A 23537-nucleotide genomic window follows, 5' to 3' on the forward strand; every position below is an offset into this window, starting at 1 on the left:
CCCTCTGCAACTCAATCGGGAGCCTGTGCGGAGACAGCTGCAAGCGGCGTGCCGTCTCCGCAGGCAATCGATTTAGTCGGTGCCGCCCGCTGCTGCTGGTGATGCAGCGCGGCATCGGCTAACTTGCGCGCTTGTTTCGCGGGTGTTGCCGCTGCCATGTCCTTGCTGTCGCGCTCGTCGATGCGAGCGAGCCTTACCCGATGACCAGCCTGTCTTCGCCGCGCTCTGCGGCTGGCCGTCTGAGCGTGGCATTGCGCAGCTCGCCGCCGCTGGCGTGGTCGTTCCTGTATTTCTTCTGCCTGCTCAGCGGCTACTACGTGCTGCGCCCGGTGCGCGAGGCGATGAGCGCGTCGGCGGATGTGGAAGCGATTTTCCCCACCGGCATGATCGCCTTCTTTGCCACGCATGGCATACCGCTCAAGGACTTCACCCTGCAGGTGCTGTTTACCTGCACCTTCCTGATCATGGTGTTGCTGCAGCCTGTCTACGGCGCGCTGGTCAGTCGCTACCCGCGCCGGGTGTTCCTGCCGGCGGTGTATGGCTTCTTCATCGCAACCCTGTTGCTGTTCTACGTATTGTTCGACAGCGGCGTACCCGGGCGCGGCCTGGCGTTCTTCCTGTGGGTGACCGTCTTCAACCTGTTTGCGGTGGCGGTGTTCTGGAGCTTCATGGCCGACGTCTTCAGCAATGCCGAAGCGCGCAGCTACTACGGTTACATCGGTGCGGCCGGCACGCTGGGCGCGTTTCTCGGGCCGATCCTCACCCGCACGCTGGTCGAGCGCATCGGCATCGCGCATCTGATGTTGGTCTCGGCCGGGTTTCTGACCGTGTGCGTGGTCTGCGTGCTGCGTCTGCGCCTGTGGGCGGTTGCGCGCGAGCAGGAGCGACAGCTGGGCTCCGGCGAGGTGCCGATGGGCGGCGATGTGCTGGGCGGGCTCAAGCTGATCGTGCGCGAGCCGTTGCTACGCTGGCTGGCTTTCATGGTGCTGTTCGGCGTGGGCGTCGGCACCTTGCTCTACAACGAGCAGGCAGCGCTGGTACGCCGGCTCTACACGGACGCAGCGGCGGCCACCGCCTATTACGCCAGCATCGACCTGGCGATCAACGCGCTTACCCTGGTGTTGCAGCTGCTGGTGACGCGCGCGCTGCTGTCGCGTTTCGGCATCGCACCGGCGCTGCTGATTCCGGGCGTGGCGATCACGCTGGGCTATGCCGTGCTGACGGCCTCGCCGCTGCCGATGATGCTTGCGATCGTGCAGGTGATCACCCGCTCCAGCGAGTTCGCACTGGCCAAGCCGGCGCGCGAGACCTTGTACACGCGGGTGGATCGGGAATGGCGTTACAAGGCCGGCGCTGCGATCGACACCGTGATCTACCGCGGTGGCGATCTCACCTTCGTCTGGGTGCACAAGCTGGTGTCGGCATTCGGCTCCAGCGCGGTGTTCGGCGTCGGTCTGCTGGTGGCATCGGGCATGACCCTTGGCGCGTTCGGCCTGCTGCGCGAGGCGCGCAAACTGCCCGCAGAGCGCGATGCGGAGACTGGCAATCAGGTCTCCGACTAGGAGCGGTCAACAAATGGCCTGGTTGCAGGGCCCTTGCCCGCCCACCCTCGCGGGACACGCCGCAAGTACGTCCTTGTAGGCTCTTACGCGACATCCATGCCGCGTGAGGTCCCGCGAGGGTGAGCGGGCAAGCACCGGTCGAGATGGTCGGTGTGCACCGGCAAGCAGGGCATGACATGTATTAGCGATGCCGCTGTTTGGACTAGCCGCTTTTGCCTTTGGGAGAGCGTGGCGAGCAGATAGATCAGGCCATTGCAGGACACGCCGCCGATGTCCGCAATCGCGACGCTCCGATCATGTATGCAGGTCCTGCACATCCCCCGTCTCTTGCCGGCGCGCCGGGTTCCGTCGCCTGTTCCGAGCAGCAGGGCCGCAATCGCAGCTATGCTGGTCGCCACATCCATCACGCCGATCCGCCATGTCCCTGTTTGCCATCATTGCCGGCCTGTGCGTCGCTCTGCTGCACGTTTACATCCTGGTCTTGGAGATGGCGTTGTGGACGCGGCCGCTGGGCCTGAAGACCTTCCGCAATACTCCCGAGAAGGCGCAAGCCACGCGCGTGCTCGCGGCCAATCAGGGCTTGTACAACGGCTTCCTGGCAGCGGGCCTGTTCTGGGGCGCGTTGCAGGCACGCGCGGATGTGCTGAGCTTCTTTCTGGGCTGTGTCGTCGTGGCAGGCTGCTATGGTGCCTACAGCGTCAACCGCCGCATTTTTTTCGTGCAGGCCTTGCCCGCGCTGATTGCCCTGGCGTTGCTGTTGTTGCCGCGCTGAGGCCGTGTGCTCGCTTCCTGTAGGAGCGGGCCTGCCCGCGATGGGGCGTTACCGGTAGAGCTTCATCGCGGGCAAGCCCGCTCCTACCAGGTGTCTACAGGGATTGCAGTTGCTGGGAACTGATCGAAGACGCTGGCGGCAGGCAGCGCGGTTGCGAATGCTCGGCCTCCACCACAGCCAGTCTCCACAAACGACGACGGCGGGCCGAAGCCCGCCGTCGTCTGCCGTCACTTGGCCTGCGCCTTATGCCGCTTCGCGCGGCTGCTGGGCTTGCGGCTTGTCGTAGTAGCTGGCCGCACGCAGTTCGTGCGGGTCGAAATCGTCCACGGTGATGGTGTCCATCATCATCTCGCGCAACTCTTCCAGCTGCCTGCGCTCGTCGCCGGTGATCACGCCTTCGGCCACGGCTTCGTCCAGCTGCGCGGTGAAATCCAGCGCCTCGATGCCCTTGGTCTTGAGCGCCTTGAGGAACTTGCGCTCCACCGGCTCGGCCAGCACGGCCTTGGCCAGATAGCTGGCGATACGTCCGCCCGGATTGTTGGCGCAGGGGGTCAGAAACACGCCCTGGCCCAGACGGTCACGCGCTTCGTTCGGTGTCATCAGGATCGATGCCACGCGGTGTCCCAGCCGGTCGCCCGGTGCTTCGGCACGACGGCCCAGCGGGAAGATCAGCACCCACATCAGCCAGCCCACCGGACGGATCGGGAAGTTGCGCAGCGCCGCAGACAGCGCGGTTTCGATCTTGTGCACGCTGTCATGGAACGCCCAGGCCAGCAGCGGCTGATCGGTCGCCGGCGCGCCTTCGTCGTGATAGCGCTTGAGCATCGCGCTGGTCAGGTAGATGTGGCTCAGCACGTCGCCCAGACGTCCGGACAGCGATTCCTTGAACTTGAGCTTGCCGCCGAGCATCAGCATCGACACGTCGGCCATCAGCGCCAGGTTGGCGGAATAACGATCCAGCTTGCGGAAGAAGCGCCGCGTGTACGCATCGCCCGGCGCTGCCCCGATGCGCGCACCGGTCAGCCCGAACCAGAACGAACGCACCGCATTGGAGATGCCGAAGCGGATATGCCCGAACAGACTCTGGTCGAACTCTTCCAGGCCACGACGCGTGTCCGGATCCTGCGCCGCCTGCATTTCCTTCATCACCCACGGATGGCACAGGATTGCGCCCTGCCCGAAGATCAGCAGGCTGCGGGTCATGATGTTGGCGCCTTCCACGGTCACGCCGATCGGCGCCGCCTGCCAGGCACGGCCGGCAAAGTTGCGCGGCCCCAGGATGATGCCCTTGCCACCGATCACATCCATCATGTCGCTGACCACTTCGCGGCCCATGGTGGTGCAGTGATACTTGGCGATCGCCGACGGCACCGATGGCACATCGCCACGGTCCACCGCCGCAGCGGTGGCCTGCGACAGCGCGCTGATGGCATAGGCCTTGCCGCCGATCCGCGCGAGCGCTTCTTCGACGCCCTCGAAGCGTCCGACCGACAGGCCGAACTGCTTGCGAATACGCGCATACGCGCCGGTGACCACGGCGGCATACTTGCTGCCACCGCTGGCCGTGGAGGGCAGGGTGATGGAACGGCCCACCGCCAGGCACTCGTTGAGCATGTTCCAGCCCTTACCGACCATCTCCACGCCGCCGATCAGCTGGCTCAGCGGGATGAACACTTCCTCGCCGTGGATCGGGCCATTCTGGAACGGCGAATTGAGCGGGAAATGGCGACGGCCGATTTCCACGCCGGGGGTCTCGCGCGGCAACAGGGCCAGGGTGATGCCGATGTCCTTCTTGTCGCCGATCAGGCCATCCGGATCGTAGGCGCGGAATGCCAGGCCGATCAGCGAGGCCACCGGCGCCAGGGTGATATAGCGCTTGTCGAAGGTCAGCTTGACGCCGAGCACGTTGGCGCCATTCCACTCGCCCTTGCAGACGATGCCGTAGTCGGGGATCGAGGTCGCATCGGAACCGGCGAACGGACCGGTCAGGCCGAAACACGGCACTTCTGCGCCGACCGCCAGGCGCGGCAGATAGTAATCCTTCTGTTCCGGCGTGCCGTAATGCAGCAGCAGCTCGCCCGGCCCGAGCGAGTTGGGCACGCCGACAGTGGAGCTGACCACGCTGGAGATCGAGGACAGCTTCTGGATCACCTTGTGATGCGCAAGCGCACTGAAGCCAAGCCCGCCGTACTGCTTGGGAATGATCATGCCGAAGAACTTGTTCTTCTTGATGTATTCCCACAGCTCCGGCGGCAGGTCGGCGTGGACGTGGGTGATCTCCCAGTCGTTGACCATCCTGCACAGCTCTTCGACCGGGCCATCCAGGAAGGCCTGCTCTTCGGCGCTCAGTTGCGGCTTGGGATAGTTGAGCAGCTTCTGCCAATCCGGGTCGCCGGTGAACAGTTCGCCTTCAAAGCCCACCGAGCCCGTTTCCAGCGCGATGCGCTCGGTCTGCGACAGCGGCGGCAGCACCTTGCGGAAGAAGCCCATCAGCGGCGTGGTCAGCAGCGGCTTGCGCAGGAACGGCAACAGCACTGGCGCGGAAACCAGCACCACCAGCACGGCAGCGACGATGGTTGCGGTGAGATTGGCACCCAGCAACCAGCAGGCCACCAGCACACAGGCGCTCAGCGCGACCCAGGTGGCAAGGCGCATGCGGTGATAGGCAGCGATGCCCGCCGCCAGGATGACGAGGAGGAACGGTGCAACGATGCTCATGGTCTTGCTCCAGTGACATGCTCGGTAATGTTGGACGCTGCGATGGTGCCAACCGGGGGCAGTGCGTCCAGATAATGCAACACGGTTGCGGTAAACGTGGTGTTGTCGTCGCCGGCCAGCATGTGCGTGGCATCGGGCAGATGCACGTGCTGCGCATGCGGCGCGATCGACAGGAATTCCTTGATGGTGTCTGGCGTGACCAGGTCGCTGCGACCGCCGCTGATCAGCAACATCGGGCAACGCGCCCGCGCGGCGGCGTCCAGCAAGGTCTGTTGTTGTGCGTGCGGATCCTGTCCCGCCAGTTCATCGACCAGCCGCGGATCCCAGTGCCAGTGCCAGCGCCCGTCTGCGCGCTGCCTCAGCAAGGCCTGCAATTGCTCGGCCGTCTTGCGTGGGCGCTGTGGCAAATAGGCGGCAATCACATCTGCGGCGGCATCCAGCGATGCAAAGCCATCTGGATGTGCGGTCATGAAACGCAGGATGCGCTCCACGCCCGCGGTGTCCCAGCGCGGCGTGATGTCGACCAGCACGATCGCGCGAAACAGACCTGGCCAGCGCGCCTCGGCAAGCAGGCCGAACAAGCCGCCCATCGATGCGGCAACCAGCACCGGTGGCTCGGCCTGCTCGCCTGCCAGCACGATCAGGTCATCGGTGAACTGCGTGGCCGAGTAGGGCAGGTCTGCGTCGTTGAAACCGGAATCGCCATGGCCGCGCGCATCGTAGGCCAGCGCCCGGTAGCCAGCTTCGGCCAGTTGGACCGCAGTGCTTTCCCACGCGTGCTGGGTTTGTCCAAAGCCATGTGCCAGCAGCACCGTCGGCGTGTGGTCCGCGCCCCGCACCGACACCGCAAGCGACGTCTCGCCAGCGTCGATGCGCGAGGTAGACGCACTATGGGCGAGGCTAGGAGAAGAGGTGACCATACCTCATGGTATGGATCTGCCTATGCGGCTGTCAATACTCCTTCGTATGGACGGTTAAGCCATTGAATCGTGGCAGTTGTATGTCCTTTTTGTGATGCATACTGCAACTGACTCAAGCGTATGGTTAAATCGCGGCAATGAATGACATCACCGACCCAAGCCTCACCACGCCCCGCGCCACCTCCGGTCGCGGCAACCGCCTCAGCGCGGACGATTGGGCGCAGGCCGCACTGGACCTGATCGCCGAACAAGGGGTGGGCGCCGTCGCGGTGGAGCCACTGGCACGCCGTCTCGGGGTGACCAAGGGCAGCTTCTACTGGCATTTTCCCTCGCGCGATGCCTTGCTGCAGGCAGCCCTGGAACGCTGGGAAATCTTCGAACAGAAGGAAGTATTCGGCAGCCTGGAAGACGTCCCGGACCCCAGCGCACGCCTGCGCGCGCTGTTTCAACTGGTCGCGCACGAAGTCAAGCCGCACGTCATCTACAGCGAACTGCTCAAGGCACTCGATCACCCGGCCGTGCGCCCGGTCATCGACCGCGTCTCGCAGCGCCGTCTCGACTACCTGATCGCCTCGTTCCGCCAGGCCGGCCTGAGCCGCACCGATGCCCAACACCGCGCCCGCCTGGCCTACGCCGCCTACGTCGGTTTCCTGCAGCTCTCGCTGCAACTGCAGCAGCCCAAGCAAGCCCGCGAGGACTTCGAGGCCTATGTCGAGCATGTGATCCAGACCTTGATTCCGGGGTGACCAGCACGCGATGGATGCCGCGTCCGGTTCCCGGTTTTAAAACTCCAGACGCAACTACGGCCCCATTCGGGGCCGTAGTTGTTTTACGCCGCAGGCTCTATCAGAAGCGCTGGCGGTACTGCATGTACATGTAGCGGCCCGGCAGATCGTATTGCGGATCGAACATGTTGTAGGACGTGCTGTACGCGACCGGCGGATCCTTGTCGAACGCGTTGTTCAGGCCGACCGACACGGTTGCATTCCAAGGCGTGTTGTAACGCACCTGGATGTCGTGATACGTCGTCGCGCCGATGTGGTTACGCGGCGATGCGCCGTCGGCGGTGACGCGATCAGGCTCCGAGCAATACGCCTGGGCCAGCGCTGCAGACAGCGGGCAGACTTCTTCCATGCCGGACTTGTAGCGAATGCCCCAGTTGATGCCGAAATCGCCGAGGGACCAATCGACATAAAGATTGGAACGAATGCGCCAGTACGGATCCTGATTCAGGTAACGGCCCTGGAACTGCTCCAGTTCGGAATCGGCAGTCGCCTTGGTTTCCCAGCTCGACAGGTAGGTCGAATCCCAGCTGATGGTGAACTGGCCGAACGCCGTCTCCGGCAAGCGGTAGTTGATACCCAGATCCCAGCCTTCCACCTTGTACGACGCCAGATTCAACAGCGGCATGTTGATGTTGGTGATGGTGTAGGCGCCATCGGCGTAGGTCGGATCACGCGTGACAAGCGCGCAGTACTGAGCCTGTTCGCCGGCACTGCCGCCGTAGCACTTGTCGAGGATGAACTGTGCTGCCGGACGCGTGATCGCGTTTTCGATCTCGATCTGCCACCAGTCCAAGGTGACATTCAAGCCCTGCGCGAAGCTGGGGCTGAACACCAGGCCCAGGGTGCGGCTGGTCGAGGTTTCCGGCTGCAACTGCTCGTTGGAGGTGTAGGTGAACGGCTCCAGCGTCTGCTTGGCGCCGGTGCCTGCACCGGGCTGCACAAAATTGGCAGGCACGCCGGCTGCGGTGCAGTTCTGTGCCACGACCGGGTTGCTGAGCTGACCAGCCTGGATCGAGCAGGGATCGGCGTAGGTTTCGAACGAGTCGGCGTTACCGGCAAACAGGTTGTTGATGCTGGGCGCGCGGAAGCCTTCGCTGTAGTTGCCGCGGATCATCAAGTCCTGAATGGGCTTCCAGCGGAAGCCGAACTTGTTGTTCACGGTGTCGCCGAAGTTGCTGTAGTCCGAGTAACGCGTCGCGAGGCTGAAGTCCAGCAGCTGGGCGCCCGGCAGATCGGCCAGCACCGGGACCGACAGTTCCAGATAGAACTCGTCCAGGCTGTAGGAGCCTGCAGTCGGGCGTGCGCCGTTGCCGGTGCTGAGGCCCGCCGCAATGAAGGCGTCCGGATCGAACTGGCCGCTTTCCTTGCGGTATTCGTAGCCAGCCGCGAAGGCCAGCGGGCCAGCCGGCAGGTCGACGATGTCGCCGCTGAGATTTGCGGTGTAGCCCTTGGATTCAACCGAGGACGAGTCGTGCGCGGTGAAACCGGTGTAATCCAGCGCCGCCTGGCTGATCGAGCCGCGCGGGCCCAGCGGATTGACCGGGACGCATCCGGGAATCACATCGCCACCGGGTGCGGTGACGCAGACCGGCACGCCGCCACGCAGCTCGGAGGGGCCGTAGGCGTTGTTGAGGTTGGCAAGGTTGAACAGGCCGTAGGTCAGATCGTTCTGATCGGACTTGTCGTAGCGATAGCCCACATCCCAGTCGAAGCTGTGGTCGGCAAATTCGAAGAAACCTTCCAGGCCACCGTAGAAGTGCCAGTTCTTGACGTTCTGATTGAACGAGCGGCCACCGGTTTCGATAAAGCGGCGGTTGACGCTGGTCAGGTTCTGGTCGAAGGGGTTGTAGAGGCTGTCGGCGCTCAAGGTCAGGCCGGTGACCGGCATTGCCGCCAGCAACTGCTCCGACTTGCGCTCGTTGTACATCGCCTCGGTGCGGAACGTCACGTTGTCGGTGAAGTTGAAAGTACCTTGAGCGAACAGCGAGGTGCGTTCCTGCGGGGTCAGCAGATAGTTGTCCGGCGCGGTGTTGTAACCGTGGACATTGGCCACGTAAGGCGTTTCGACGCCATTGATCAGGATGCGGCGCGCACCATTGCGCACATACGAACCCGGGAATCCGGTGCCGCTCTGGCCGCTGAAGAACGGAGGACCGCCAGCGGAGATCTGCCGATCGCCCGCCATGACGGACTCTTCCTGCACGTACGAAGCGCCCAGCAGCAGGCTTGCGCGATCGGTGGTGGTGCCGATCGTGAAGTCGTAGGCCTGGCGCTGGCCATCGCCATCGCTGTACTGGCCAATGTTGACGCCTGCCTCGGCACCGTCGAAGTTCTTGCGGGTGATGATATTCACCACGCCGGCAATGGCATCGGAGCCGTAAATCGTCGACGCGCCATCCTTCAGGATGTCGATGCGCTCAACCATCGCAGTCGGAATGGTGTTGAGGTCGACGCTGCCGTCCAGACCCGTGGTCCAGCGGCGGCCGTTGACCAGCACCAGGGTACGTGCGCTGCCGAGGTTGCGCAGCGCGATGCCTGAGCTACCGTCGCCGCCGTTATTGAAGGTGCGGTTCAGCGCCGCGCCGTTGGCTGCCACGCGCTGCAACACATCGGCAACAGAGGTGACGCCCTGCTTGTCGATGTCCTGACGGGTCAGCGTCAGAACGGGCTGCGACGTTTCAACGTCTGCGCTCTTGATGCGCGAACCGGTCACTTCGATCTTGTCGAGGTTGGTGGTGCCGGCTTCCTGAGCGATGGCGGTACCGGTACCGCCGACGCCCACGACAAGCGCGAGGACGACTGCATCGCGCAGCTTGTTGGACTTGCAATTCATTAGCTCTCTCTCCAAGTGATCTTGGGTACTGCCAAGGGTTGTTTGCCTGTCGGGGGTCCGAAAGAAGCGGATCCAAAACGTCAGGGTGAACCGATGGTATATGCGTTATGCGAGAAATTAAAGTCCCGTTAACGAAAAAGAAGAAAGACGTGAAAGGCTGCCGCAGGCCGGGTGCTGGAACGCAAAACGCCACCGGCTGCAAGCCGGTGGCGTTAGGTAAAATAATTTAAAATCAATTACTTAGAGGTCTTGCTCATACCGAACGTACGGGATCGTACCGTCGCTGTTGCTCTCGTTGCTCGGCGCAAACGGGTTCTTGCCGCGGGAGATGACGTTCTCTGCGCCGACGGTCAGCTGGCCGCTCCAGGGGGTGCGCCAAGTCAGACCCAGGCCCAGACCTTCCCACTTTTCCGGCTGGCCGGGGACGTCGACGACGCGGCCGATGACGTTGGCGCTGAAGGCACCGTAGCCGCCTCCGACGCTCAGGGTCTTGCTGTCCCACTGATCGGCGATCGCCGGCGAAACGTCGGCCAGCGGTACCAGGCGCGCGCGCGCATAGGTGCCGCCGATCGAAACGAAGCCTTCGCGGCCGATGTTCTTCTGCCCGAACACGGTCAGGTCGTTCTGTTCGACGCGGGTCAGCGGTGCCTTGCCGGCGCCGATCAACCAGGCCGGCAGGGTATCGCGGCCGGTACCGGCAGTGACGCCGGCGCGTGCGCCGCCACGGTTGAAGCCCAGGGTTGCCGACACGCGGCGCGATGCGGCGGCGCTGTCTTCTTCGTCATCGCCGATGCCTGCGAGCAGGCAGTGGCTGGCGAGTCCGTTGATGTTGGTGCCGCGGCTGCTGTTGCAAATCAGGCCCAGCGAGTCGCCGGAGGTCAGGCCGAATGCCGCGTCCAGCGAGTTGCGGCCGAAGTGCCAGCGTGCACCGGCCCTCTGCTCGCCGGTGGGCTCCAGGTACAGAAAGGCTTCGACCTTGCCGCTGCCTTTGTTCCACACCGGCAGGATGGTGCTTTCACGTACCTGCTGGGTCGACTGCGCATGCACACCCGTAGCCGCCGCAAGGGCAACCATCAGAGCAAGCGGAAGGCGCAGTAGGTGTCGCATACCAGAGTTCAGACCCAGCGGCAGTTGTTAAGTTCCCGGAAGCGGGCAGTCGGAATGCTAGGGTGTTTATGATTATTTAACAAGTACTCACGATCCCCGGATCGCACCTGTCAAACCTTTCTACTGCAACCGTTCCGGCGCCTCCTGCAGGGGGCGCGCCTCGCTGAAAAGTACGTCCAGTGCGGTCAACGGAAAGTGATACTCACGCCCACAGAACTCGCAGCGGACCTCGACCTCGCCGGTCGCCTCGGCAGCGGCACGGGCCTCGTCTTCGCCCAGGGACTGCAGCATCGAGGCGACCCGCTCGCGCGAGCACGAGCAGCCGAAGCTGAGCGGCTTGCTGCCCAGTAATTGGGTGTCTTCCTCGTGGAACAACCGGTGCAGCAGGTCCTCGCTGGCGACCGAGAGCAATTCCGGTGCGCCCAGAGTGTCGAACAGCGCGCCGATGCGGGTCCAGCCATCGGTGTCGCCCTCGTCGCCTGGCAGCTTTTGCAGCAACAGGCCAGCGGCCTGATCCGGGCCGGCGGCCAGCAGCAGGCGGGTCGGCAGTTGCTCGGACTGCTGGAAATAAGTTTCGAACGCTTCGGCCAGATCCGGCGCCTGCATGCCGACCAGGCTCTGGTAGCGCTGCGGTTCGCGCGGGTCCAGGCCGGGGTTCTCGATGGTGATGGCCAGCAGCGCGGCCTCACCCAGTTCGCGCAGGTCGGCGGGCGCATCGGCGCCGTCGGCCAGCTGCACGATGCCGCGCAAGGTGCCGGCCGCGGTGCATTCGGCGAACAGGGTGCGTAGCGTCTGGTTGCCGCGCAGCTGCACCGACAGACGCCCGTCGACCTTGGTGTGGCCGGTGAACAGGGCGGCGGCCACCGCCGCCTCGCCGAGCAACTGGCGTGCGGCGGGCGGGTAGTCGGCGGCCCCCTGGATGTCGTGCCAGGCCTGGGTCAGGCGGACATGGACGCCGCGCACGCCGGCAGCAGGCAGCAGGAAACGGGAAAGCTGATCGTGATCGGTCATGGGAACATCGGACGTAAGGGACGCCGGTTGCCGGATAATGCAACGAGCATCGGGATGAAAGGTCGTAGCGAACAATGGGGACGGATGCATTGGATGGCAAGCAGGTGGCGCCACCGCGGCGCGCGGGTCGCTGGCTGCGTTGGCTGTTGGCAGCGCCGCTGCTGTTTGCCGCCGCGAGCGTGCTGCAGGTGCTGGTGCTGCGGGTGGTCGATCCGCCGATCAGCAGCATGATGGTGGGGCGTTATCTGGAAGCCTGGGGCGAGGGCGATTGGGATTTTTCGCTGCACCAGCAATGGCGCGACTACGACGGGATCGCCGCCAGCCTGCCGATTTCGGTGGTGGCTGCGGAGGATCAGCAGTTTCCGGTGCATCACGGCTTCGACCTGCAGGCGATCGAAAAGGCGCGCGATCACAATGCGCGCGGTGGGCGCGTGCGCGGGGCCAGCACGATCAGTCAGCAGGTCGCCAAGAACGTGTTCCTGTGGCAGGGCCGCAGTTGGGTACGCAAGGGCCTGGAGGCCTGGTACACGGTGCTGATCGAGTTGCTGTGGCCGAAGCAGCGCATTCTGGAGATGTATCTCAACGTGGCCGAGTTCGGTGACGGGGTGTATGGCGCGCAGGCCGCTGCCCGGCAATTCTGGAGCAAGGATGCGGCTGGGTTGTCACCGACCGAGTCGGCGCGCCTGGCGGCGGTGCTGCCCTCGCCACGCCGTTATGACGCGCGTCGGCCCGGCGCCTATGTGCAACGGCGGACGGCATGGATCCAGCGGCAGGCACGCCAGCTGGGTGGCCCTGCGTATCTGCAGGCGCCGTGAGCATGCGCACGTCCGGACCCGTGCAGCTGCCGGTGGCAGGAGACCGCCTGACGGTGGTGATTGCAGCCTACAACGAGGAGACCAGCATTCCACAGCTGCACCCGCGCCTGTGCGCAGTGCTGGCGGGCCTGAGTGGGGTGCAGACGCATGTGCTGTATGTCGACGATGGCAGCAGCGATGGCACCTGGAGCGTGTTGCAGGCACTTGCTGATGCCGATGCGCAGGTGAGTGCGGTGCGGCTGTCGCGTAACTTCGGCAAGGAGGTCGCGATTTCTGCAGGCCTGGACCATGTGCTGCCCGGTGCGGTGGTGCTGCTCGATGCCGATGGACAGGACCCGCCGGAGTTGATCCCCGAGTTCGTCGCACTATGGCGTGCCGGTTACGACAACATCTTCGGCACGCGGATTTTCCGCGAGGGCGAGAGCTGGCTGAAGCGCAGTGCGGCGCATGCGTTCTACCGGGTGATCCGGCAGTTGTCGCGCACACCGATTCCGGCCGATACCGGAGATTTCAGGCTGTTGTCGCCGCGGGTGGTGGAGGCCTTGCAGCAGCTGCGCGAGCGCCACCGTTTCATGAAGGGGCTGTTCGGTTGGGTTGGGTTTCGCCAGGTGGCATTGCCGTACCGGCGTGCGCCACGGCTGTCGGGGCGCAGCAAATTCACCGTGTGGCGGCTGTGGAACTTCGCGCTGGATGGCATCACCAGTTTTTCCACCGTGCCGCTGCGCGTGGCGACCTATCTGGGTTTGCTCACCGCGCTGGTGGCATTCCTGTTCGGTGGCTGGGTGGTGATCAAGGCGGCGCTGATGGGCGACCCGGTGGCCGGCTGGCCGACCATGATGTCGGTGATCCTGTTCCTGGGCGGCATCCAGCTGATCGCCCTGGGCCTGATCGGCGAATACCTGGGCCGCTTGTACGACGAGGCCAAGCAGCGTCCGCTCTACCTGGTCGATACCCACTGCGGCGCGGTGGGAGTAGGCTGCGACCACCAGACCAAGCGCGGAGCGGGCCATGCAGACCGTACGACAGCTGTTGGGGACCAAACAGGTTGAGGTATTCGCGGTAGCGGCAGACGCTGCAGTGATCGAGGCGATCCGCCTGATGGCCGAGAAGGGCATCGGCGCGGTGTTGGTGATGGACGGGCCACGCCTGGTCGGCATCGTGTCCGAGCGCGATTACGCGCGCAAGGTGGTGCTGCGCGATCGCGCCTCATCGACCACCAGCGTTGCCGACATCATGAGTACCGAGGTGGTGACAGTGTCGCCGTCGGACACGGTGGAGCGCTGCATGCAGTTGATGACCGACGGACGCTTCCGGCATCTGCCGGTGGTCGACAACGGCCGCGTGCAGGGCGTGATTTCCATCGGCGATCTGGTCAAGGCGGTGATTGAGAACCAGCAGCGCGATATCGATCAGTTGCAGCGTTACATCGCCAGCTAAGGCCGTGCCGGCGACGTTCCCTGCGTCTTGTCTTGAACGACGCTGCTGCTCGCAATAGCTTGAGGAGTGTGGCGAGCCGATAGATCAGCTTTGGAGCGTTTGATCTGTGGCCTGGTCGCAAGGTCCTTGCCCGCCCACCATCGCAGGACACGCCGCAAGTACGTCCTTGTAGGCTCTTACGCGGCATCCATGCCGCGTAAGGTCCCGCGACGGTGAGCGGGCAAGGACCTGTCGAGAGGGGCGGTCTGCATGGTGCAAGCAGTGCAGGCCGCGCAGTCGTTCGAGGACTGCGGTTTGATCAGTTCCTTTCGATCCTGGCCATTACTGCAGTTTTGGGGTCACTGCATCCGTCAATGCACTTGCGTGTGATCGACACCTTGCCAACATCGCTACAGCGCTGGACAGGTCTGCTGGCGGCCCAAAGTGCTGTAGTGCACTTACTTTGCGAACTTGCCGCCGCAGTCGCTGTCCTTGCCGGGGCCCGGTTCGAAGGTTGCGAGCAAGGCGGCGGGTGGAGCGATCATGCCCAGGCCGACCGCAAGCGCGCCGCGCAGACCCAATGCCTTGAAGTCCGGACGGAAGGTCGGGTCCTTGAAACTGCCGCCAATCCGCAATGGCGAGCGCAGGCTCAGGATGCTGCGATCTTTCGGGCGTGGGCGCAGCAGCAGGTCCAGCGTCTCGTCCTTCAAGCTGATGCTGCCTTCGCCAATGATGATGGTGTCGGTGCTGTCGAAGGCCAGCGCACGCGATTGCATCAGGCCGTCCTGCACGCCGAAGTCGCCGAAGATGCAGCGCACCGGAATCTGTCGGTCCTTGGTGACCAGATACTTGAGCGACTCGGCGATATCCAGCCCGGCCAGCTCCATGATCAGATTGCCGACATGGCCGCGGCCCATGCCCACGCCGATCGTGCCGTCGGCGGTACCGAGCATCGCGCCGATCGAGTTGCCGCGTCCACGCAAATCGAATTCGCCACCGATGGCACCCGAGGCCTGCTTGGCGAGGGCGGTATCGGGGAAGAGTTGATCCAGCCGGATGCCGCGAAGACCTGCCTTGAGGTGCGTGGTGATCACCTCGCTGCGCGCATCCATGCGGATGATGGAGCGGATATCGCCACCGGCAACGCCGAAGTTCAGCGGGTCCAGCTGCAGCAAGCCGTCCTTCAATGTCAGCGAGGCATCCATGTCGTCCAGCGGCCACGATGGCGCATTGATGCGCTGCGCGCGCCAGCGTACCTGCGCATCCATCGCGCGTAGCTTCGACAAGTCGTACGGGGTGCTGGGGAGCACGCGTGCACTGGCTGCGAGCTGTGCCGCCTGTTTTTTCTGTTCTGCATTTGCCGACTCGTTCGCGCCGGTCTTCGGTGGCGCGCCGACGAAGCCCGCCAGGTCGTCGAAGTCCAGGCGTTTGGACGCTAGATCGGCACGCAGGAACGGACGCTTGTTGCGCAGGTCCACTTCTGCAGTGCCCGACAGATCGCTGTCGCCGGCGGTACCGGTGAACTTTTCGTAGCGCCAGAGCTGGCCGTTGCGGCGCAAATGACCGTCTAGCTTGTATGGCGGCGTCGACGGCATGGCCACGCCGGTCAGCGGATACAGGTCCTGCATGTCCTGGCCGCTGAGCGCCATTTGCAGATCGAAGACCTGGAACTGGAACGGGTTGGTCAAGGTGCCGCGCACGTGGGTGCGGGTGGCGCCGGCGCTGCCGCGCAGATCGATGCGGAATGGGTGCTCGCTCTGGCTCAGTTCCAGCGGCGAGGCAGTATTGCCCTTGAGCGTAAAGGGATAGCCCTTCCAGCGGCCCTTGCCGTCGATGCCGATCGGCGCTGCACGTTGGTCGCTGCTCGGTGGTGCGAGGCTGTTGATTGCCACATCCACGTTAGAGCGATTGGCTGCATCGATGTATTGCAGGCGCCCGTTGTTCACCAGCAGGCGGCCAAGGCGCGGCATGGTGCCATCGCCACTGTCCTGATCGAATACCCAGTTGCCGGGATGGGTGTCGTCGCCGGCTTCCAGCAAGAGGGTTGGGTGATCCAGGCGGATTTCCGGTAGACGCACTTTGCCGCGCAGCAGTGGCCACAACTCGACATCGATCTCGGCCGAGTTGAGCTCGGCCATCGGCCCGCGCTTGGACCATGCTGCGTTCGCCAGGCTCAGCCGATTGCCGCGCACGGTGGTCGTGCGGCCCAGCTTCACGTCCAGATAGCCGAGATGGAACTGGCGACCGGTCTTGGCGCTGACCACGCGCTCGACCGGACCGCGCAGCCAGTTCCACTGGAACAGCAGCACGAAGATCACCACGGCGGCGGAGACGATGGCAAGCCCGACCAGCCAGCGTCGACGACGTGGGCTGGGGGGCGATGGTGCAGCTGAGGTGTCGGTCACGTTGTTCACGCGGGCCATGGTTGGCGATGCCTCGTGCACGGCGCGCGAACGTGCCGCAGATCGCGTCTCACATCACCTGCGCAATCACCGCAACGAAGTGACAGGCACTGCCGGCCAGTACGAACAGATGCCAGATCGCGTGGAAATAGCGCTGGGTGTCGCGTTGGTAGAAATACGTGCCAAGGGTATAGAAGAGTCCGCCGGCCAGTAGCCAGCACAGAGACCAGGTATCGACCGAGCGCAGCAAGGGCTGGATCGCCACCACGATCAGCCAGCCCATCGCCAGATACAGCACCGTCGACAGCAGGCGGAAACGACCGGTGAAAAACAGCTTGAAGACCACTCCGGCGGCGGCGATCGTCCAGATCGCGGCGAACAATCCCCAGCCCCAGGAGTCGCGCAGATTGATCAGCGTAAACGGGGTGTAGGTACCGGCGATCAACAGATAGATCGCGCAGTGATCGAGCACCTGCAGGCGCGCCTTGGCGCCCGGGTGCGGGATGGCATGAAACAGCGTGGAGGCGACGTATAGCAACACCAGGGTGGCGCTGAACACGATCGAGGTGGCCAGTTGCCAGCCGTCGCCATAGACGGCGGCCAGCGTGATCAGCACCGAGCCACCGGCCAGTGCGGCAATGGCACCCAGGCCGTGGGTCACGGCGCTGGCTATCTCGTCGCGCAGGTCGGTCGAGGGGGAGGCGTCTGCGTTCATGCCAAAAAGGTACCGCAATTGCGAGCAATTCGCATCGCCGGCAAGTGCGGTCGCAGGCGCCGGTTCAAGCCGCGGTCAATCGATCGCCTTGGCATGCGCGTGTTCGCGCGTGGCAGAGAAGCGCACGTCCGGCGCACGTTCCTGCGCCAGCTGCAGATTCACACGCGTCGGTGCGAGATACACCAGCTGGCCGGCCGCGTCGATGCCCAGGTTGCCAGCGTTTTTCTCGCGGAACTCCTCCAGCTTCCTGGCGTTGTCGCAATGTACCCAGCGTGCGGTGGTGACGCTGACCGGCTCGAAGATCGCATCCACGCCGTATTCGTCCTTGAGTCGGTAGGCCACCACGTCGAACTGCAGCACGCCTACCGCGCCGAGGATCAGATCGTTGCTCATCAACGGCCGGAAGAACTGCGTGGCGCCTTCCTCGGACAGCTGCGCCAGGCCCTTTTGCAGCTGCTTGAGCTTGAGCGGGTCGCGCAGGCGTGCCCGACGGAAAAGCTCCGGTGCAAAGTTGGGAATGCCGGTGAACGACAGCGATTCGCCTTCGGTGAAGGTGTCGCCGATGGAGATGGTGCCGTGGTTGTGGATACCGATCACGTCGCCCGGCCAGGCTTCGGCGGCGATTTCGCGGTCGGAGGCCATGAAGGTCAGCGCGTTGGCCAGCTTGACGTCCTTGCCGCTGCGCACATGCAGGGCCTTCATGCCGGCGGTGAACTTGCCCGAGCACACGCGCATGAAGGCCACGCGGTCGCGATGCTGCGGGTCCATGTTGGCCTGGATCTTGAAGACGAAGCCGCTGAGCTTGGCTTCGGTCGCCTCGACCCGGCGGCCGGTGGTGTCGCGCGCCTGCGGCGGCGGTGCATGTTCGACGAAGAAGTCCAGCAGCGGTTGCACGCCGAAGTTGTTGACGCCCGAGCCGAAGAACACCGGGGTCTGCTGGCCGGCGCGATAGGCGTCCAGATCGAATGGATTGCTGGCACCCTGCACCAGTTCCAGCTCGTCGCGCAGCTCGGCCAGCATCTGCGTGCCGATCTTTTCGGCAAGGCCGGGCGCATCCAGCGACGGGAAGATGGTCGAATCCTGGCGGGTGAAGTTGCGGCCCTGTTCGTACAGGTGCACCTCGCCGGTGATCAGGTGCACCACGCCCTTCAGGCGCTGGCCCATGCCGATCGGCCAGGTCACCGGCGCGCACTGGATGCCGAGCACGGTCTCGACTTCATCCAGCAGATCGATCGGGTTCTTGCCCTCGCGATCGAGCTTGTTGATGAAGGTCATGATGGGGGTGTCGCGCAGGCGGCAGACCTCCATCAGCTTGATGGTGCGTTCTTCCACGCCCTTGGCGACGTCGATGACCATCAGCGCCGAGTCCACCGCAGTCAGCACCCGATAGGTGTCCTCGCCGAAGTCGGCGTGGCCGGGGGTGTCGAGCAGGTTGACGATCTTGCCCTCGTACGGGAACTGCATCACCGAGGAGGTGACCGAGATGCCGCGTTCCTTTTCCAGCGCCATCCAGTCCGAGGTGGCGTGACGGGCGGCCTTGCGGCCCTTCACCGAGCCGGCCATCTGGATCGCACCGCCGAACAGCAGCAGCTTTTCGGTCAGCGTGGTCTTGCCCGCATCGGGGTGGGAAATGATGGCGAAGGTGCGGCGGCGCGCGGCTTCGTTGGAGACGTCGGACATGGGCTGAGCGCGCCCGGTCGGACGCCTGCGGAAACTGAGGAAGCCGGAGATTATAGCGGCTTCGCCGCAGCCGGCCTCTGTAGCGCCGGTCAGGGGCTCTCCGGGCCGCAGGTTGGCGCTCCTGGGTGCCGCCACTTACGGTGCCGGCGAGGGGAACTGCAACTCGCCCTGCGGGCCCAGCATCCGGAATGGCAACGAGATCAGGCGCATGCCCGCGTTGCGCTGGAGCGAAAAATGCAGGTGCGGGGCCGTGCTGAAGCCGGTACTGCCCGAGGTGCCCAGGCGCTCGCCGGTGCGCACCACCTGGCCCGGGCGTACCGCCACGCCATCGGGCGCCAGGTGGGCATAGATGGCCATGCTGCCGTCGGCGTGCAGCACCCGCACCAGGTTGCCGGCGCCGGCGGCCTGGTCATGCGGGCCGCCTTCGCTCACATCGCGCCGCACCTCCATGACCGTGCCCGCGCGCGCCGCCAGCACCGGCGTGCCCTGCGGCAGCGCGAAGTCCACCGCGTACCAGTTGGGCGCATCGGTATGGCTGAAGGCCCCGCCAAAGCCCTGGTCCACTTGGACCGGCGCATCGCGGAACGGGAGCTGGTAGCGCACTTGCTGCTGCGGGCGGGCCTGCGGATCGCCGGGCACCAGGTCGAGCTTGAGTCCAAGCCCACCCAGGCTGCGCTGGTTACTGACCGGATACAGCCGGGCGAGCAGGCGTCGCTCGTGCGCAGCCAGTTGCACCGTCAACGGCAACTGCGGCACGGCGCGGTAATCCTCGCTGGGCGGTGCGCTCAGTTGAACCTGTGCGGGCCCGGCCAGCGGGTTGCTGACCCAGGCCAGGTAGGCCGGCGCCTGCCATTCCAGTTGCAATGAGGGGCCGGTGCCGGGCGATGCGGGCGCCGTCTGTGCCGCTGCGACTGATGGCGAGCTCGCAGCCGTGTTTGCGGCACCGGGCCAATGCCAGCGTTGCTGCGCGTTGGCGGGTGCGGCACACGCCAGAACCGCGAGCAAGAAAGGCCAGGCGAGGGCGGGCAGGGTGCTGCGAGGCACGTGGTGGGGCACGCGATCGGCTCGAACGGAGGGACCTCAAGTATGCGGTCCATCACAGGCCGCAGTGGTATCGGATGAAAATATATCTTTCCATCCGCATGAAGAGATTGACACCGCAAAAAAGTGGTGGCATCTTGGCTTCACCATCGAGACCGGCGGAGGGACAGGCCCTTTGATGCCGGGGCAGCCAGCGGAGCGCGCAAGCGCCCGCGTTTGGTGCCAAATCCTGCGGGGACCTCCGCGTCCGCCGAAAGATGGTTCGAATCGTGCCTTGCGCACGTCGAACGCGAGCTCCCGCGAAGCTCGATGGCCGATCCACCCCGGATATCGCCATGAGCCTCGTGAATACAGCATCGCCATCACCGACCGATTACGCCGAGACACCCGCCACCACCGATGACGGCTTGATTGCCGTACGCGGCGAGCTTGTCATTGCCTTGCCGATGCGCCATGCCGGCATGCGCGAGCTGCGGCTGCGCTATGAACTGATCGGCGCCGCCAATGCGCCGGTGGTGTTCGTGGCCGGCGGGATTTCCGCGCATCGCCATCTGGCCGCCAGCGACCTGTTCCCCGAGAAGGGTTGGGTGGATGGCCTGGTGGGTGCCGGCCGCGCGCTGGATCCGGCATCGCGCCGCCTGCTGGCGTTCGACTTTCTCGGTGCCGACGGCACGCTGGATGCGCCGATCGATACCGCCGACCAGGCCGATGCGATCGCCGCCTTGCTGGATGCGCTGGGTATCGCGCGTTTGCACGGCTTTGTCGGCTATTCGTACGGTGCGCTGGTCGGCTTGCAGTTCGCGACCCGCCATGCCGCCCGTGTCGGTACCCTGGTTGCGGTCAGTGGCGCGCATCGCGCCCATCCCTATGCCGCCGCCTGGCGTGCATTGCAGCGCCGCGCGGTGGCGCTGGGCCAGCTGCAATGTGCCGAAAACCATGGGCTGGCGCTGGCACGGCAGTTCGCCATGCTCAGCTACCGCACCCCGGAAGAATTCAGCGAGCGCTTCGACGCGCCGCCGGAAGTGATCAATGGCCGCGTGCGCGTGGCCGCCGAAGACTATCTGGATGCCGCCGGCGCGCAGTACGTCGCGCGCACGCCGGTGACCGCCTACTTGCGGCTGTCCGAATCCATCGACCTGCATCGCATCGACCCGGCGCAGGTGCGCGTGCCCACCGTCGTCGTTGCGGTGGAGGGCGACCGCCTGGTGCCGCTGGCCGACCTGGTCAGCCTGGTCGAAGGGTTGGGGCCGCGCGGCAGTCTGCGCGTGCTGCGCTCGCCGTATGGCCACGACGCCTTCCTGAAAGAAATCGATCGCATCGACGCGATCCTCGCCACTGCCCTTCGCATCACCGGAGAAACCGCATGAGCTTTCGTGACCCCGCCGACGCCCCCTGTACTGCCGCCACCGCCGCCGTCCGCGCCGGTATCGATCGCGACACTGCCTATGGTGCGGTGACGCCGCCGATCGTGCTGTCGTCGAACTTCTCCTTCGATGGTTTCGGCAACAAGCGCCAGTACGACTACACGCGCAGCGGCAACCCGACCCGCGATCTGCTCGGCGAAGCACTGGCCGAGCTGGAAGGCGGTGCGGGCGGGGTGATCACCTCCACCGGCATGGGCGCGATCAATCTGGTGCTCAATGCGTTGCTGCAGCCGGGCGATACCCTGGTGGTGCCGCACGATGCCTATGGCGGCAGCTGGCGCCTGTTCAACGCGCTGGCCAAGAAGGGCCACTTCGCGCTGATCACCGCCGACCTCACCGACCCGCGTTCGCTGGCAGATGCTTTGGCGCAGTCGCCCAAGCTGGTGCTGATCGAAACCCCGTCCAACCCGCTGTTGCGCATCACCGATCTGCGCTTCGTCATCGAGGCGGCAAAGAAGGCTGGCGCGTTGACCGTGGTGGACAACACCTTCCTGTCGCCGGCGCTGCAGAAGCCGCTGGAGTTCGGGGCGGACCTGGTGCTGCACTCCACCACCAAGTACATCAACGGCCACAGCGATGTGGTGGGCGGTGCGGTGGTCGCGCGCGATGCCGAACTGCATCAGCAGCTGGTGTGGTGGGCCAATGCGCTGGGGCTGACCGGTTCGCCGTTCGATGCCTTCCTCACCTTGCGCGGTCTGCGCACGCTGGATGCGCGCCTGCGCGTGCATCAGGAAAACGCCGACGCCATCGCCGAGCTGCTGGACGGGCATGCGGTGGTCAACCAGGTGTATTTCCCCGGCCTGGCGTCGCACCCGGGTCATGCACTGGCTGCGCGCCAGCAGAAGGGCTTTGGCGCGATGATGAGTTTCGAGCTCGACGGTGGCGAGGCTGCGGTGCGCGCGTTTGTCGATGGTCTGCGTTATTTCACCCTGGCCGAGTCGCTGGGCGGTGTGGAAAGCCTGATCGCGCATCCGGCCTCGATGACGCATGCGGCGATGACCGCCGAAGCCCGCGCTGCCGCCGGGATTTCCGATGGCCTGCTGCGGCTGTCGATCGGTATCGAATCGGCAGAAGACCTGTTGATCGATCTGCGCGCCGGCCTGGCGCGTGCCGAAGCGACGCTGACCAGCGCAAGCCGCAAACAGGTCGACGCGTGAGTACCGTGCTGCCTGTTTCGCGCCGCGCTTCGGCGGCAGCGGTGACGCCGACACCACGGCTGGCCTTGCTGGGCACCGGGACGGTGGGGCGCGCGTTCGTGGCGCGCTACACCGCGCTGCAGGAGCGCCAGCTGCAGTTGCCGCGCTTTGACTGGTTGGCCAACTCGCGTATTGCCCAAGATTGCGGCACCAGCGCCGCACAGGCCCTGCACCAGGCCAATGCCGCGCCGCGGGGCCAGGCCGTGCTGCAGCCGTGGGCGGAAACCACGGCGTTACGTGCCGGCGATGTGCTGGTGGATGCGACCGCCAGCGAGGTCGTTGCCGACTGGCATGCGGAATGGCTGCTGCGTGGCGTACACGTGGTCACTGCCAACAAGCTAGGCCAGGGCACCGCGTTGTCGCGCGCGCAGGCCGTGCACGCGGCGCGTCACGCCAGCGGTGCGCACTACGGCGACAGCGCCACCGTGGGGGCGGGGCTGCCGGTGCTGAGCAGCGTGCGCGCACTGGTGGCGGGTGGCGACCATATCCATTCGATCGAAGGGGTGTTGTCCGGATCGCTGGCGTGGCTGTTTCATCGCTACGACGGTACCGGCGCATTTTCCGATTGCGTGCGTGAGGCGATGGCGGCCGGCTATACCGAGCCGGATCCGCGCATCGATCTGTCGGGCGAGGACGTGCGGCGCAAGTTGCTGATCCTGGCGCGCGCGGCGGGCTGGCAGCTGGAAGCCGAACAGGTGCATGTGGAATCGCTGGTGCCGGCAAGCATTGCGCGGCTGCCGCTTGATGCCTTGAATGCGCAGCTGGGCGCACTGGATGCGGTGGTCGGCGCGCGCTGGCAGCAGGCACGTGCCGCGGGGCGTTGCCTGCGCTTCGTCGGCCGTGTGGACGCACATGGTGCCAGCGTCGGCTTGCGCGAGTTGGCGCTGGATCACCCGCTGGCCGGCGGCGCCGGCACCGATAACCGTGTCGCCATCAGCAGCGATCGCTATCGCCAGCAGCCATTGCTGATCCAGGGGCCGGGCGCGGGTGCCGAGGTCACGGCGGCGGCGTTGCTGGATGATGTGTTGCGGATTGTGGCTGGGTAGCCGGCTAAGGACATGGAAAGGCGCCGGCGCTCTTTGAGCGCGGCTGTGGGGGCGCGCGCTGTCGATTGGATCGCCACGCGTGTTGATGGCCTGC

Annotated in this window: 18 protein-coding genes and 1 riboswitch; of the genes, 9 read left to right on the forward strand and 9 right to left on the reverse strand. The window is 65.1% G+C overall.

The annotated features are described in order from the left end of the window. Nucleotides 1-200 precede the first annotated feature (200 nt). Together DYQ94_RS05180 and DYQ94_RS05185 are read left to right on the forward strand one after the other, a co-directional pair. The gene (locus DYQ94_RS05180) at nucleotides 201-1562 is read left to right on the forward strand and encodes an NTP/NDP exchange transporter (protein WP_024939257.1); all 1362 of its coding nucleotides are present in this window, start codon (nucleotides 201-203) and stop codon (nucleotides 1560-1562) included. Between the two features lie 418 nt (nucleotides 1563-1980). Next, nucleotides 1981-2334 carry a DUF1304 domain-containing protein gene (locus DYQ94_RS05185; protein WP_126966175.1) on the forward strand — a complete coding sequence of 118 codons (354 nt, stop codon included), beginning with the start codon at nucleotides 1981-1983 and terminating at the stop codon, nucleotides 2332-2334. A gap of 243 nt (nucleotides 2335-2577) precedes the next feature. Here DYQ94_RS05185 and DYQ94_RS05190 read toward each other — a convergent pair whose 3' ends face one another. Together DYQ94_RS05190 and DYQ94_RS05195 are read right to left on the reverse strand one after the other, a co-directional pair. Next, nucleotides 2578-5052, reverse strand: a complete 2475-nt coding sequence (locus tag DYQ94_RS05190; RefSeq protein WP_024939254.1) for an acyl-CoA dehydrogenase — start codon at nucleotides 5050-5052, stop codon at nucleotides 2578-2580. Next, nucleotides 5049-5972, reverse strand: coding sequence for an alpha/beta fold hydrolase (locus tag DYQ94_RS05195; protein WP_160954748.1), 924 nt, complete (start codon nucleotides 5970-5972; stop codon nucleotides 5049-5051). Before DYQ94_RS05195 ends, DYQ94_RS05190 begins: the two co-directional genes overlap by 4 nt. A gap of 137 nt (nucleotides 5973-6109) precedes the next feature. Here DYQ94_RS05195 and DYQ94_RS05200 point away from each other — a divergent pair, with 137 nt between their 5' ends. Further along, nucleotides 6110-6718: a TetR/AcrR family transcriptional regulator gene (locus DYQ94_RS05200; protein ID WP_016902764.1), complete on the forward strand. Its 609-nt coding sequence runs from the start codon at nucleotides 6110-6112 to the stop codon at nucleotides 6716-6718. Nucleotides 6719-6818: 100 nt separating this feature from the next. Here the strand turns inward: DYQ94_RS05200 and DYQ94_RS05205 are convergent, their stop codons facing one another. From DYQ94_RS05205 to hslO, 3 genes are all read right to left on the reverse strand, one after another. Next, nucleotides 6819-9590: a TonB-dependent receptor gene (locus DYQ94_RS05205; RefSeq protein ID WP_160954747.1), complete on the reverse strand. Its 2772-nt coding sequence runs from the start codon at nucleotides 9588-9590 to the stop codon at nucleotides 6819-6821. Nucleotides 9591-9830: 240 nt separating this feature from the next. After that, nucleotides 9831-10664 carry an XOO1806 family protein gene (locus DYQ94_RS05210; protein WP_024939250.1) on the reverse strand — a complete coding sequence of 278 codons (834 nt, stop codon included), beginning with the start codon at nucleotides 10662-10664 and terminating at the stop codon, nucleotides 9831-9833. A gap of 153 nt (nucleotides 10665-10817) precedes the next feature. Continuing rightward, nucleotides 10818-11708: an Hsp33 family molecular chaperone HslO gene (gene hslO / locus DYQ94_RS05215; protein WP_024939249.1), complete on the reverse strand. Its 891-nt coding sequence runs from the start codon at nucleotides 11706-11708 to the stop codon at nucleotides 10818-10820. A 74-nt stretch (nucleotides 11709-11782) separates the two neighbouring features. Here hslO and mtgA point away from each other — a divergent pair, with 74 nt between their 5' ends. From mtgA to DYQ94_RS05230, 3 genes are read left to right on the forward strand one after another with little or no spacing between them, the layout of a single operon-like run. Further along, nucleotides 11783-12523, forward strand: coding sequence for a monofunctional biosynthetic peptidoglycan transglycosylase (gene mtgA, locus DYQ94_RS05220; protein WP_126966173.1), 741 nt, complete (start codon nucleotides 11783-11785; stop codon nucleotides 12521-12523). Nucleotides 12524-12525: 2 nt separating this feature from the next. Continuing rightward, entirely contained in the window at nucleotides 12526-13572 is a 1047-nt protein-coding gene (locus tag DYQ94_RS05225) for a glycosyltransferase family 2 protein (RefSeq protein ID WP_102251543.1), read from the forward strand. After that, complete coding sequence (locus tag DYQ94_RS05230) at nucleotides 13532-13960, forward strand: CBS domain-containing protein (protein WP_126966172.1); 429 nt, start codon at nucleotides 13532-13534, stop codon at nucleotides 13958-13960. Before DYQ94_RS05225 ends, DYQ94_RS05230 begins: the two co-directional genes overlap by 41 nt. 437 nt (nucleotides 13961-14397) lie before the next feature. Here the strand turns inward: DYQ94_RS05230 and DYQ94_RS05235 are convergent, their stop codons facing one another. The 4 genes from DYQ94_RS05235 to DYQ94_RS05250 form a co-directional block, all read right to left on the reverse strand. Then, nucleotides 14398-16362, reverse strand: coding sequence for an AsmA family protein (locus DYQ94_RS05235; protein WP_126966171.1), 1965 nt, complete (start codon nucleotides 16360-16362; stop codon nucleotides 14398-14400). Between the two features lie 49 nt (nucleotides 16363-16411). Then, nucleotides 16412-17056, reverse strand: coding sequence for a PAQR family membrane homeostasis protein TrhA (gene trhA / locus DYQ94_RS05240; protein ID WP_024939244.1), 645 nt, complete (start codon nucleotides 17054-17056; stop codon nucleotides 16412-16414). Between the two features lie 75 nt (nucleotides 17057-17131). After that, the gene (locus DYQ94_RS05245; protein ID WP_024939243.1) at nucleotides 17132-18736 is read right to left on the reverse strand and encodes a peptide chain release factor 3; all 1605 of its coding nucleotides are present in this window, start codon (nucleotides 18734-18736) and stop codon (nucleotides 17132-17134) included. 135 nt (nucleotides 18737-18871) lie between these two features. After that, complete coding sequence (locus DYQ94_RS05250) at nucleotides 18872-19792, reverse strand: M23 family metallopeptidase (protein ID WP_126966170.1); 921 nt, start codon at nucleotides 19790-19792, stop codon at nucleotides 18872-18874. Nucleotides 19793-19920: 128 nt separating this feature from the next. Beyond that, a riboswitch (SAM riboswitch) is annotated at nucleotides 19921-20041 on the forward strand. A 71-nt stretch (nucleotides 20042-20112) separates the two neighbouring features. Here DYQ94_RS05250 and metX point away from each other — a divergent pair. The 3 genes from metX to DYQ94_RS05265 are packed head-to-tail and all read left to right on the forward strand — an operon-like array spanning nucleotide 20113 to nucleotide 23443. Continuing rightward, complete coding sequence (metX, locus tag DYQ94_RS05255; protein WP_126966169.1) at nucleotides 20113-21144, forward strand: homoserine O-succinyltransferase MetX; 1032 nt, start codon at nucleotides 20113-20115, stop codon at nucleotides 21142-21144. Continuing rightward, nucleotides 21141-22358, forward strand: coding sequence for an O-succinylhomoserine (thiol)-lyase (locus DYQ94_RS05260; protein WP_039519681.1), 1218 nt, complete (start codon nucleotides 21141-21143; stop codon nucleotides 22356-22358). Before metX ends, DYQ94_RS05260 begins: the two co-directional genes overlap by 4 nt. Next, nucleotides 22355-23443, forward strand: a complete 1089-nt coding sequence (locus tag DYQ94_RS05265) for a homoserine dehydrogenase family protein (RefSeq protein WP_160954746.1) — start codon at nucleotides 22355-22357, stop codon at nucleotides 23441-23443. The genes DYQ94_RS05260 and DYQ94_RS05265 overlap by 4 nt, the downstream gene beginning before the upstream one ends. Nucleotides 23444-23537: the final 94 nt, after the last annotated feature.

This window comes from Xanthomonas sp. LMG 8993 (genome assembly GCF_009835065.2).
Classification (GTDB): Bacteria; Pseudomonadota; Gammaproteobacteria; order Xanthomonadales; family Xanthomonadaceae; genus Xanthomonas; species Xanthomonas arboricola.